The following is a 12,794-nucleotide window of genomic DNA, read 5'->3' on the forward strand; positions in this document are numbered from 1 at the left end:
ACGGTTTCACCATTTTCATCCTTTGTATTGTATGTTACCCCTTGACTTGCTTTTCATCTACCTCTATGCATATTTTTTCTGGCACAATTTAGAGTAGGAGATAATGGTGGTTCAAGAAACCACCTTTGCAAATATTTCAAAATTGCAGAGTATGTCGCTTACCATCATCTTGGAAACGTTGCTCTCCAACACCAACAACTTCTACAATCACTTCACGCGGTGGTGTCCATTCCCCAACTCTTGCTCCAATTTCCACTACTATTTGATTAAACTCAGTAAATACGCTGATAGTTGCTAGCGAAAACTTTTGATCTTGATACTTATTTGTCTGTCCATCATCTTCAAATAGCTGATATTCATTATTACCTGGCCAAATCCGTAATCGGATCTCGTCGAGTGGGGTTTGATCAACGTATTGCCTAACAGGTTGCATGGGAACGATCGCACCACTACGGACATAGAGTGGCATTGTTTCTAGTGGTGCATGAGCAAGAATGTGAATCGGGCCTTCGTAGCGATCGCCACTCCACCAATCATACCAAGTGCCGGCGGGTAAATAGACAGCTCGATGCTCAACTCCAGGACGGTAAATTGGCGCAGCCATCAGCGACGCACCTAGTAATACTTGATCGTAGAGGCTATAGGTTTTTGGATCGTTAGGGAAGTGGTACAATAATGGTCTTAAAATCGGTGCGCCCGTTGTTGTCGCTTCCCAGAAAAGACTATAAATGTAGGGCAGTAGTTGGTAACGGAGATTAATGTATTCTCGACAGATATTTTCAACGCGATCGCCAAATACCCAAGGTTCATGATGAGCAGTAGACATTGCCGAATGACCGCGCATCAATGGGTAAAGCATTCCCACTTGCATCCACCGAGCGAATAATTCAGCTGTGGCGTTACCAGCAAACCCGCCAATATCGCAACCGACAAACCCCACACCCGAAAGTCCCATGTTGCAAAGCATCGGCAGAGACATTTCTAAATGCTCCCACAACGATTGGTTATCTCCCATCCACACAGAAGACCAGCGTTGCACACCAGCATAACCCGATCGCGTTAACACAAACGATCGCTCTGAACTTCGATGCCGTTGCAATCCTTCATAGCAAGCTTTAGCCATCATCAACCCATACAAATTATGCACTTCTGTATGAGTCACATCAATTTTGAATTTTGAATTTTGAATTTTGGATTGAGAATTATCCTCCTCTCCCTCTGCTTCCCTGCTTCCCTGCGGTGCATCTAGCGGAAACCAAATTTTTTCACCTTCATCGCCGAAAGGGCGATCGTTTATGGCAGGTTCGTTCATATCATTCCAAATTCCTGCCACGCCAATATCAGTTAGGCTTTTGTGTAAATCAGCCCACCAGTTACCCACATCAGGACGCAAAAAGTCAGGAAAAACAGCTTTCTCAGGCCAAACGTAGCCGTGGAACAACGTACCATCAGCTTTACGCACAAAATAGTCGTTTTCTATTCCTTGGTCAAAAACGTGATAATTGCCTTCTGGTTCATATTTCACACCAGGATCAATGATAGTGACAGTTTTGAAACCATCCTGTGCTAAATCACTGATCAGTTTTGCCGCGTTGGGGAAGCGTTGGGGACTCCAGGTAAACACCCGATAGCCCCGCATATAGTCAATATCGAGGTGAATAACATCGCAGGGAATGCGGCGCTGGCGAAATTCCTTTGCTAGTTCTCGCACAACGGTTTCTGATTCGTAACTCCAGCGGCATTGATGATAACCTAGCGCCCATTTCGGCGGTAATGGCATTCTCCCAGTTAACTGAGTGTATGTGTCCAGAATTTGGGCTGGTTCGGGGCCGTAGATAATGTAATAATCCAATTCACCGCCACGAGTTTCCATCTTCCAAATACCTGGTTGTTCAGCACCGATATCGAACTGACTCCAAAAAGTGGTATTGAAAAAGATGCCATAGCTTACCTCTGGGCGCAAAGCCATAAAAAATGGAATTGCTTGGTACATTTCATCTGTCAGTGCATCATAATCTAGGGCATCCGTTGTCCAGTTGGTTTTTACTTCGCTGAGTTTATCCAGAAAGCCTGTGCGTTCACCAAAGCCATAGAAATGTTCATCGGCTGCAATTTTTTTCCACCCTGCAACTGCGCCCATCCGCCAACCTATACCCATCTCTGCATCTTTGGCAAAGGGACGATTAGCTTTGTCGAAACAGGCGATGCGACACTTTTTTCGCTGGACACACACACGAATCTGTGCTGTTTCAATTTCTACCGTTGCTTCAGTTTCCCGAACTGTAAAAGGTGTTGTCGTCCATTCTGCATCATCCAGCGTCACTGCCCAAGAACGGCGAGGCATAAATTCCCTAGTCAGTGCGAAACGCACGCGGATTAAATTGGGAGCAAGTACGCTGACGGTAAGGCGTGAGTCCCCACAGTCACAATTAATAATATTATTGTCCCAGGTTACAGCTTTTACATTGCTAACTGTTGTCCAAGGTTGGTTCGTAGTGGGTAGTTTTCCGAAATATTGCGGCATATCAGTTATTTAGCAGGTTAACACTTGTCCGCATTCATGATTACAGAGATACTCAGCCTCAAACTCTTTCTTTCGCTAGAAGTTGGGTGAAAGATTAGCAGATATTTTTTAGCAAGAGTGGTTTTTGTAATGCACAAGCTTGTGTCGTTACCACACTAAATACAGCATTTTATTAATTTGTAGCGAATTAAATTTGGCAATACCCTGCAATGCTAATGCATCGGCCGCATTGTTAATGCGTCGGCTGACAATCCTAATGCACTGGCCGCATTGTTGATGCGTTGGCTGACTAATGCCAATGCATCGGCCGCATTGTTAATGCGTCGGCTGACAATGCCAATGCAGCCAGTGCATTGTTAATGTATCGGCTGACAATGCCAATGCATTGCCCTACATTAAAAACGCTACACTTTTACGTAAAACTACACTAACTTCTCTTGTTAGAAGCGAATTAAATGAGACTGTTGGCTAATTGATAGATATCTATATATCCTGTGGTTGCTCGTTTAATGACTTTAATGCATCTAGACTGCAACGCAAACGCGGCTGGTCAGGGTCAGTCAAATCTAGCTTGTCCCAAGGTATTGTATAACCATCGGAAATTTTCTGCGCCCCCAATAGATGCAAAATTTTTAACCCAATTGTCCAAGCGGATAGCCTTTCTAACACGGCAATATAGCCGATAAGATATTCTTTTACAATCCATTCTTCGCCTTGTTGTTCGGCGCGTACTTCCTCAATGCGTCCAACTACTTTACCAGTTGAGTCTAGTACTGGTTTACCTAGCAGTAATTCTAGATGAATTTCACGAGTTGTCATTATCCCCCTCCTGGAATTCGGGCGATGATGCGATCGCGCAGCCATTTTTCATAGGCTAAGGCTGGTGTTGCTTCAGCTTCAATATCGACTTCGACATCAATACCAACATCCCGTACTTTTGACCACGGAATCCGAAATGGTTCACTTTGTTTAGCGCCCCATTTACTTGCAATTGCTGCTACCAAACGTGCCAAGCGGGGATTTAGCCGTTTGGCCAAGGTTGTTACTCCTACTTCAATATAAGCAAGTCGTGGTGGTTGGCCGTCTTGCAACTCCATCACAATGCCATCAACTTTACCCATTTTGTGTTGATTGCGGTCAACTAATTGGTTATCAAGAACATCTCTAATAATGTTCATTTCCTACCCTCCAATAATTTCCAATGGAATAGCAACAATCGCTAGCACAAATGTCAGCGCAATTGTAAAAATGACAACACTATTACTAATCCAGCCGTTGCGATACTTGCCAACATAAGATTGATCATTCATTAAAACTAGAAATGGTATGATTACAGGCGGCAAAATCACTGCTGTAATTGCCATTGAAAACAAAGTTAATTGCAACGGGTCGATACCAAATACCATCAATAACGACGCAAAAAAGACAAACACGGTGTAGATTAAACTAAAGCGTGCGGCATCTTTTGGTTTAAGACTTTCGCCCCAATTCCAACCAAAGGCTTGAGCAACGTCATAGGCAGTATCAAGGCTTACCTCTAATGCTGCACCGAAGCAGGCAATGCCCAAAGATGCTGCAAATAGAACAAAGCCCCAATAACCAAAAGGTTCTGTCAACATCAGCGCCGCCTGTTCGTAGCTATCAACCTGGATGCCTTTGGATTTGAGTACCAATGTTGCTACAATCAACACCCCCAGCGAGACAATGCTACCAAAGCCCATCCCCAAACCAGCGACGGCGCGATTCACACCAATATGCCCTTCATCCCATTTATCTTCCACTGCACCAGATGAGTAGAAATAAAATAGGTAAGGGCTGATTATCGCACCCAAGATGCCAACTGCAAGGAATAAATAATGTACGGTGTCTTCTTGTGGCAGAGTTGGCAATAAACCAGTACCAATTTTTGTCAATGATGGATGTAATTTGAACGTGGCAACGACAAATGCCAGTGTAATTAATCCTAATACGGAAATACCATTTTCAATGAGACCAAAGTTGCCATACCAAAGTATCAACCAAATTGCAAAGGCAACGGGTAGAGCATACCACTGAAAGCTAATGCCTGTTAACAGTTGCAAAGCAATACAAACACCGCCAATTTCAGATCCTAAAATTAGAAAATCAACAATAACTTCTGCAACTAGGGGAATGATATAAAAGTTGAACCCAAAACGTTCCCGCACTGCCGCAGCTAACGTATGTTTGCTGACTGCTGCCAAGCGACCAGACATTTCTACTAAGAAAATTACACAAATTGTACCGAGAATAATCGCCCAAATCAGTTGAAAGCCAAATTCAGAGCCGGCTTCAGCAGCAGTCGCGATCGCCCCTACATCGAGAAAGCCGCCGATACTGGTAACAATCCCAAGGGCGATTTCCAAAATTTTATTCATTCGTTTGTCCTGCTACTTTTCTTAGCTTGTTTAACGATCGCTTTTCTGCTGCTAATTCTATAAGTTTTTGCCGTACCGCTGAACGATTTTTTTGTGCCACAGCCCTGGATATTTCCTCAGTTTTATTTCCTAACTTTAAAACTTCAGCTAATAGTATTGATTTATCATCTTCACTTACATCCTTGGATAACTTTATTTCGTCTATTTTCTCTTTTTCTTTTTGCAGCTCTTGCTGGGCTTTTTTCAATGTTTGTTCAGCATATTTATTTGGCACAACATCGCGTATCCAGGCATCACCGACCATATTTGCTGTTGCTACCCAAGAAGATATATTTTGTGTTTCTTTGTCCATATCTTCTGCTGACGTTTTAGCACTGCAAGAAGCTAACAATGTCAGTATTAATAAACAATTAATTACAGATGCCATTTTACCAGGCTCTGGCATTTCTAGCCCTCCATAGCCAACATAAGTATATTTGTATGATTACTTTGATAATAGTATACATCTCTCTAGCGAAATATTTTAGCAGATACTAGTTTAAATTTAATTGTTTATTTTTTAATTACAATGCATTTTCATAACGTAAATTAGCTTCACAAATACTGATAATAGTTTTATTGATAATTTATGGTGTATCCAAAGTAAATAAATATAGAAAAATATAACTTTTTTTCACAGGAGATTTTATTGGCAACTTCATCCCTAATAAAGTATATTTTTAATGTCTATCATCGTGCAGATACTTTATTTATAAATAATAGTTTACGGCACACTTGTCGAATGTGCTGACTTATCATTGACCAAGAACTCAAGGAAATACACGGTAAAAAGGGCGCAAAACTTGTTGCCCAAAGTCATACAACAGCAATTAATACTATAAAGGCGATCGCTACCCAAGAAAACATTAACTGCGACTTTGAGCGACTTGACGGCTATCTTTTTCCCCAGACCTAAAATCAATAGATGAGATTCAGCAGGAGTTAGAAGCAGTACACCGGGCTGGACTGACTCATGTTGAAATGGTGAAAAAAGGGCCACTGACTGACTTTGATACAGGAGTGTGTCTACGCTTTCCCCGACAAGGGCAATTTAATCCACTCAAGTATCTAGCAGATTGCACAAACATTCTGCAATCTGTACTCACCTCAATGGTATCGTCGCCTGGAATTCCTCAGAAAAGACCTGGGATTGCCCGTGTGACAGTTCGCGGTTTAATACACAGGGACAGGTAATCAACGACCCAGCGATTAATGGGCTGACACTAAAGGAAAACAAATGAAGGAGGCAGGAAGCACGAGGGGATTCGACCCCGGATGATTTGGAGTCACTGAACTTCCGTACCCTGCGGGAAGCTGACACAACAGAGGGCGTATTAAACCCCTGCTCCCTCTGGTCGTATCAGTTCTTGGTAAAAATATTCACAAATGTTTTGTTGAGTGGACAAACAGCCCACTTTTTTATTGTCAATCTAGTAAATATACGGGAACTTCTGGTTGTGGGTTATAGTCATTTGGTGTCACTATCTCATTAGCGTAGACGTAGCCCGCCGTAGCCCTCTGTGTCCAATTTAACTTACTCTAACTCTTCAGCAAACCGCTGTATGCATCTAAAGGTGCGTACAGATGCTGCTCTCATTTGTCAGCTTTTGCTGAATTGTCTTTATATATACAATAATTGCACTTTTTTAGTCAGATTAACGCAGACTTGAAATACTTTTAAATGCCTAAAATGGATGTTTGCTCATGGAAAAAATTCGCGATATTCAACCAAACATTACCATATTTCCTTATATATATCCTAAAAGTTTATGAAAGCTATATTAAACGACACCTCACACATTTTTACAACCAAAAACCTATATACTAGACTAGACTTTGATTAATTTGAGAGTTTTGTTAATTGCAACACCAAAACTATTAATTTTTAGATGAAATACTAGCGTATCTTATAGTCTATAGTTTTTAAGGTTTAGTCAAAACTATATCCAGTATCATCAAAAAACTGCAAACTTCATGTGGTGCAAAAATCAAGCGGGGAGTGAAAACATGAATTTACGTAGAGATGCATTGCAAATCCTCAAAGAAACTAGCCGAACTTTTTATATACCAATTAGTCTTTTACCGCCAGGATTGCAAGAAGCAGTAGCATCAGCATATTTGTGTATGCGTGCCATTGATGAAATTGAAGACCATCCTGAATTAGATAATGCTACTAAAGCGAAGCTGTTAAGAACGATTAGCCTGACATTACAGGCAGGGGTTGATGGCTTCGCAGTAGACGCTTTCTTTGCAGGTTTTAGTGGGTATGAGAATTTATTAGAAGAAGTCACTTTGAGCATTAGAGAATGGTCGCTGCTAGCACCAGACACCATTGCACCTCGAATTTGGGATGCCACTGCTGCAATGGCAGACCGAATGGCTTATTGGGCAGAAAGAAACTGGAAAATTTACACAGAATCTGATTTGGATCGTTATACCTTTGGGGTTGCAGGTGCAGTGGGATTGTTACTTTCAGACTTATGGACTTGGTACGATGGAACACAAACGAACCGTACCCAGGCGATTGCATTTGGTCGCGGTTTACAAGCAGTTAATATCCTGCGTAATCATACTGAAGATTTGGGACGTGGGGTAGAATTCTTCCCAGAGGGTTGGAATGCAGAAAATATGCAAGAGTATGCGCGGCGCAATCTAGCCCTGGCAGAAACTTACACCAAAAACCTTCCTACAGGTCCAGCCTTAGATTTTTGCCAAATTCCCTTAACCTTGGCTAATGGTACTCTTGACGCCCTTGCTAATGGTAAAGAAAAACTCAGCCGCAGTGATGTTTTTGCCCTTATCGAACAGCTGATTAGTGTAAACATGAAAGCCAGCTAATAGTCTCTTTAAGACTAATGGAGACAATTCTAAATTGCCTCGAAATTTGGGCATCCAAAATCCTACAGCGATTTTCTGTACGGAAGCCAGTGTGGTCTTGGGGTCTCCCCCGAAGTTCAGATCGGCAAAAGCCACCGCTCCGACTTCTCTCCAAGTAAAACAACTGGCGTTGGGCACTGCCCTCCAATACCTCTAAATACTAATTATCCAAAATTAAGATTACACATACAATCATGGGTAAATCTAGTACTCTACCGTAGGGATGATGACAGCTTAAGAGATTTTGTGGTAAGCACTGAAGTACTTAGATAAGGGCTACAGCCATCCACTACGAATTTGGCAAAATTCATGTAGGAGACTACTAGATAAAAGCTGACTTTCTTAATTAGGAATTACGTTAGTAAGTTAGGAGAGCAGCAAGCTTTAAGGGAACGTCATTACCTAGCTTGCTTCTCGCCTTTAGCAAGTATTACAAATTAGTATAAAGTAGCATAAGCACTATCTGTAAGCGTAAGTATAATAAATCTTCTTGTTATCGCGATCGCTTTACGTAATCTCAATTAAACTTTAGCAACTCTTCAAAGGATTTCCAGCAAAAATTACCTGGCAGGAGTTGATTAATATCTAAATAATTGAAAGGGAGTACAACACTCCCCGTGATTATTCGTGCAGCGAGTTGAGAGTGCATGAGCTACTGCTTAAATCCTACCTGTCCCAATCCAGAAAATTTGGTATATAGCCAAAGGTGTCAGTCTTGTGGCTCGCAACTACTGTTGCGCGATCGCTATCAGGTGATCAAACCATTAGGTCAGGGTGGCTTTGGAGCAACCTTCTTAGCCAACGATCAAGGCTTACCAGGAGAACCAAGTTGCGTAATCAAGCAATTACGCCCATCAGGAAGCGCCCCCCACGTTTTACAGATGGCTAGAGAACTCTTTGAGCGAGAAGCTAAAACTCTAGGTAAGATTGGCAATCATCCCCAAGTACCAAGATTGTTAGACTATTTTGAAGATCATCAGCAATTCTACTTGGTTCAAGAATACATAAGTGGTGATACCTTGCAGGAGGAGGTCAAACTTAACGGCATCTTGAGCGAAACTGGAGTCAAGCAATTTTTGAGCGAGATTTTGCCACTGCTGCAATACATCCACGATCAAAAAGTGATTCACCGTGATATTAAGCCAGCCAACTTAATTCGCCGGACTCAAGATGCCAGAATGGTACTCATCGACTTTGGTGCCGTCAAAAACCAAATTAGCCAAGGTGGGACAAGTCCATCAGGACAGACAGCGTTAACTGCGTATGCTATTGGTACTCCTGGTTTTGCGCCTCCAGAACAAATGGCTATGCGTCCAGTCTACGCCAGTGATATTTATGCATTGGGGGTGACATGCATTTATTTACTGACTAGCAAAACTCCTAAAGATTTAGATTACAATCCCAACACTGGCGAGATGATCTGGGAGCATCTTGTGCAAGTGAGTGACCACTTGAGCAATGTATTGCGAAAAATGTTAGACGTGTCTGTGCGTAATCGCTATCAGTCAGCGGCAGATGTTCTCAGAGCATTGGAAATAGAACCATACTTAGATAGTTTAGCAAAGGGTTTACTGATTAAATCTGATAGTGGATCTAAAGAGCGAACATACAACCACCTGGAAAATTCTGCTGTTTTATCTAATAACCCTTCTACTGCTGTCACCAGTGCAGGAGTGGCACAAGTAGCGGCAGCAATTCGTGCCAGACGAGCCAAGGCAGCAGAAGTGGGTGGATTACACCAGGGTTCTGGGATGGCTAAATCAACCACTTTAGCTAACAGCAGCAGTAATGGCTCACAAGTTCAAAATTCTAAAGTTGAGCGTAAGTTAGATACCCAAAGTTTATTAACAGCCTATCTGAAGGGGAGAAGGGATTTTGCCCTACACAATTTAAGTTTGCTGAATCTGCAAGGTGCTGACTTATCCCAAACAAATTTCCATTCCGCTCAATTGCAAAAAACTAATCTTCAGGGAGCTAATCTCCACAATAGTGACTTTGGTAGAGCCAGTCTCACTCGAGCAAATCTTAAGGATGCTAATTTGAGCAAAGCATACTTTAACCATGCTGATTTAGAAGGGGCAGACTTGCGAGGTGCAGACCTCAGCAATGCTTATCTTAGCAATGCTAATCTTCGAGGAGCCAATTTGTGTGGTGCTAATCTTACCAGTGCCAAAATTTCTGATGAGCAGCTAGCACTAGCAAAAACAAATTGGATGACTGTGCGCCCCAATGGGAAACGAGGCTTGTTGTAATTTGAAAGTTTAAATTTGGGAGCTACTTGCTTGCTTTGGTTGCCAGGGTTGAGCGAAGTGGCGTTATTTTTAGATGGGGTTAATTATTGTCATCACTGTCGGCAGTCAGCTTTCAACTCTCACAAGACTTATGTTTACGGTTATACAAATTAGATGTTTTTCTGTTCATCTTACACAAAGCTAAAATTCATTTGGAAATGACTATAGGATTACTCAGCCAGTAAAGTTAATTTTTAATCACTAATTCTTGACTCCCTTTATTCCAGAGGGGAGTTTTTTATGTATTATAGTTATTTTCGATAGTTCACTTTCTTTGACCTTCAGATTATTGCGATCGCCTGGGTTGGGTGCTTAGTGCGATCGCAAGTCCCCTTGTATTCCCCACTCGGCATTGCCTACTTTAATTTTTATTTGCTCTAGACTCGACCTTAATGCACCTTTATCAGATTATGAAGAATGATTAAGAAAAACGAGTATAGACAAACATGATAAAAATGCTAGCTGAAAATTTGACGAGAATTGAGACAAGCTTACAAATTAATTGGGTTTGGCTAAATGCCAGCTTACAGTTTGCTAGTTGGGCACTTTTCTCACTTTTACTTGCTGAGGTTTTGAGAGACAGTTACCATGCTTTGTGTCACCAAGTCAATTGGCTGGCTAAATGGCACAACAAGCACCACATGGCCTATCGCCGCGATTTATCGATAGTTTCCCTGAAAATTTATCAAGAATCCCAGCTATATCACGACATTTTAGAGTCGAGTTTACTGCTAGTAGTCTTGGTAGCCATTGCCTTAATTGTCCAACAACTGGGGTTATGGTTGGGAGTAGCTTATGGTTGCACCTTCTTGTATGGCGCGTCTGTGCGGTATTTTCAGGGAAAAATTGATACAGACTACAACCACCTGCCCGGCCCTTTAGAGACAATTCCATCCATTTGGTGGGTGAATCGGTCTTATCATTGGCGGCATCATTTTGATGATGTCAACGCTTACTACAGTGGTGTCTTTCCTCTAGTGGATAAAATTCTTGGTACAGGATTGTCTCTCAAGGGTAAAACCATCGCTTTAACCGGAGCATCAGGAGCGTTAGGGCAAGCGTTGGCGGCTGAACTGGTAAAGAATAATGCTAAAGTCGTGGCATTAACCACTAATCCAGAAAAATTAGTAGAGCAAGTTGGGGTGAAGGTGGTTCCCTGGCAGTTGAGTAATGAAGCCGAACTGAAAAATAGTTTAAAGAAAGTAGATATTTTAATTATCAACCACGGAATCAATGTCTACGCCAGCCGCACATCAGAGGCTATCAACTCTTCTTATGAGGTGAATACCTTTTCAGCATTGCGGTTGATGGATATATTTTTGACAACTGTAACAGGGCCACAAGCAAAAGCAACGAAGGAAATCTGGGTGAATACTTCTGAGGCTGAGGTTTCTCCAGCGCTGAGTCCGCTTTATGAACTCAGTAAAAGAGCGCTAGGGGATATTGTTACCCTCAAGCGTTTGGACGGGGATTGTGTAATTCGCAAGTTAATTCTTGGCCCATTTAAGAGTCAACTGAATCCTTATGGTGTGATGTCTGCACAACAAGTTGCTCGTGCGATCTTATTTTTCGCCCGGCGAGACTTCCGAAATATTATTGTGGCAATAAATCCTCTCACCTATTTGCTGTTTCCCTTCAAAGAAACTAGTACGTCGTTATACTATCGAGTCTTCAGCCGGACAGCAAAAAGTGAAGAGGATTCAAGCAAACAATAGCCGAAAAGAATGATTTTCAGGTAAGGGCAATTCATGAATTGCCCCTAAGCGCGTGTAGTTTTGCATAGGCGTAGCTCAACCTAGGCATCGTTAACTATCAACAAGGTTACACATTTGCCGTCGATGTCGCTTAAATAAAGAAAATGGTAGAGTTAAGAGCGATCGCGTAGCAAAAAATGTAAATAAGATATGGCTGACCAAAAAGATAAAGCTCAAGAAAAAAACCGCCTTGAACAGCTTCAAGAAGAACAAGGCAACACGGATTCTAAACACTCAGGGGGCGCTGGCGCTTCTGGCGGGAATTCGGGTGCAGGTAAATCTGGCACATCAAAAATTTCTGCCACTGGTACACCTGATGATATCGAAAAAGTTGATCAGGAGTAAAGCTGACTCCGACGATGAGTCAAGGTTTAACTGCGCCGACTCTCATTAGTAACTTAACTCAACAATGGTGGATTGAATACCTTGTTATTTCGTCCACCATTGCAATGCCTGCGGCGGGCTACGCCTACACAAAACTTTTCGGTCTACTGAAAGTCCACCACGAATGCCTCCTAATTGTGCCAGAGCGATCGCTTCATCGTTAGTCATTGTTAATGGTCTATATCTTTCTTAGGCTATCTAATGTTCTCTGTGCTGATAGTACCGCCCGCCTCGCCAACTGAGCCACGCATCAATCGCTTTGCCTATCGTCAGCAGATCGAGTTCATTGTCGAAAAAGCAGTCTGACGATGAACTCATAACAATAGCCGCCGAATAACACACCCCCTGCTCCAATTAACCCTAAAAGTGGAGGAACTGGAGCCGGAAGCTTTATCCCAGCAAATGCAATGCCGATAATCCAACCCCCTAGTAGCGCCATGCCTGCCTGTTTGAGGAACTCCATAACAATTACCTCTTAGTGACACCGACAATCGTACAGCTATGACCTCTGGTTTTTTTGAAAAAGAAG

Annotated in this window: 12 protein-coding genes; 5 read left to right on the forward strand and 7 right to left on the reverse strand. The window is 42.3% G+C overall.

Features of this window, described 5'->3' with window-relative positions; translation table 11 throughout:
- Positions 1 to 136: 136 nt before the first annotated feature.
- The 5 genes from HWQ44_RS01625 to HWQ44_RS01645 form a co-directional block, all read right to left on the reverse strand.
- Entirely contained in the window at positions 137 to 2,524 is a 2,388-nt protein-coding gene (locus tag HWQ44_RS01625) for a glycoside hydrolase family 31 protein (RefSeq protein WP_292713928.1), read from the reverse strand.
- Positions 2,525 to 3,007: 483 nt separating this feature from the next.
- On the reverse strand, positions 3,008 to 3,343 hold the full coding sequence (locus tag HWQ44_RS01630) for a hypothetical protein (RefSeq protein WP_292713929.1): 336 nt from the start codon (positions 3,341 to 3,343) through the stop codon (positions 3,008 to 3,010).
- Positions 3,343 to 3,702 (reverse strand): hypothetical protein, encoded by a 360-nt coding sequence (locus tag HWQ44_RS01635; RefSeq protein WP_292713930.1) that lies wholly within the window; start codon positions 3,700 to 3,702, stop codon positions 3,343 to 3,345. Before HWQ44_RS01635 ends, HWQ44_RS01630 begins: the two co-directional genes overlap by 1 nt.
- A gap of 3 nt (positions 3,703 to 3,705) precedes the next feature.
- Positions 3,706 to 4,920: an Nramp family divalent metal transporter gene (locus tag HWQ44_RS01640; RefSeq protein ID WP_292713931.1), complete on the reverse strand. Its 1,215-nt coding sequence runs from the start codon at positions 4,918 to 4,920 to the stop codon at positions 3,706 to 3,708.
- Positions 4,913 to 5,365: a hypothetical protein gene (locus HWQ44_RS01645; RefSeq protein ID WP_292713932.1), complete on the reverse strand. Its 453-nt coding sequence runs from the start codon at positions 5,363 to 5,365 to the stop codon at positions 4,913 to 4,915. The genes HWQ44_RS01640 and HWQ44_RS01645 overlap by 8 nt, the downstream gene beginning before the upstream one ends.
- A 670-nt stretch (positions 5,366 to 6,035) precedes the next feature.
- On the opposite strand from HWQ44_RS01645, the gene HWQ44_RS33485 reads away from it, so the two are divergent.
- From HWQ44_RS33485 to HWQ44_RS01665, 5 genes are all read left to right on the forward strand, one after another.
- Positions 6,036 to 6,200 (forward strand): Rieske 2Fe-2S domain-containing protein, encoded by a 165-nt coding sequence (locus tag HWQ44_RS33485; RefSeq protein WP_366931342.1) that lies wholly within the window; start codon positions 6,036 to 6,038, stop codon positions 6,198 to 6,200.
- A gap of 766 nt (positions 6,201 to 6,966) precedes the next feature.
- Positions 6,967 to 7,797, forward strand: a complete 831-nt coding sequence (locus tag HWQ44_RS01650; protein ID WP_292713933.1) for a phytoene/squalene synthase family protein — start codon at positions 6,967 to 6,969, stop codon at positions 7,795 to 7,797.
- A 686-nt stretch (positions 7,798 to 8,483) separates the two neighbouring features.
- Positions 8,484 to 10,088 (forward strand): serine/threonine-protein kinase, encoded by a 1,605-nt coding sequence (locus tag HWQ44_RS01655; RefSeq protein WP_292713934.1) that lies wholly within the window; start codon positions 8,484 to 8,486, stop codon positions 10,086 to 10,088.
- Positions 10,089 to 10,573: 485 nt separating this feature from the next.
- The gene (locus HWQ44_RS01660; RefSeq protein WP_292713935.1) at positions 10,574 to 11,842 is read left to right on the forward strand and encodes a bifunctional sterol desaturase/short chain dehydrogenase; all 1,269 of its coding nucleotides are present in this window, start codon (positions 10,574 to 10,576) and stop codon (positions 11,840 to 11,842) included.
- Positions 11,843 to 12,031: 189 nt separating this feature from the next.
- Positions 12,032 to 12,226 carry a hypothetical protein gene (locus HWQ44_RS01665; protein WP_094350397.1) on the forward strand — a complete coding sequence of 65 codons (195 nt, stop codon included), beginning with the start codon at positions 12,032 to 12,034 and terminating at the stop codon, positions 12,224 to 12,226.
- An 84-nt stretch (positions 12,227 to 12,310) separates the two neighbouring features.
- On the opposite strand, the gene HWQ44_RS01670 is transcribed toward HWQ44_RS01665, so the two are convergent.
- Together HWQ44_RS01670 and HWQ44_RS01675 are read right to left on the reverse strand one after the other, a co-directional pair.
- Entirely contained in the window at positions 12,311 to 12,433 is a 123-nt protein-coding gene (locus HWQ44_RS01670; protein ID WP_292713936.1) for a hypothetical protein, read from the reverse strand.
- 115 nt (positions 12,434 to 12,548) lie between these two features.
- On the reverse strand, positions 12,549 to 12,728 hold the full coding sequence (locus HWQ44_RS01675) for a XapX domain protein (RefSeq protein WP_292713937.1): 180 nt from the start codon (positions 12,726 to 12,728) through the stop codon (positions 12,549 to 12,551).
- Positions 12,729 to 12,794: the final 66 nt, after the last annotated feature.

It is taken from the genome of Nostoc sp. JL34, assembly GCF_017114945.1.
Classification (GTDB): domain Bacteria; phylum Cyanobacteriota; class Cyanobacteriia; order Cyanobacteriales; family Nostocaceae; genus Nostoc.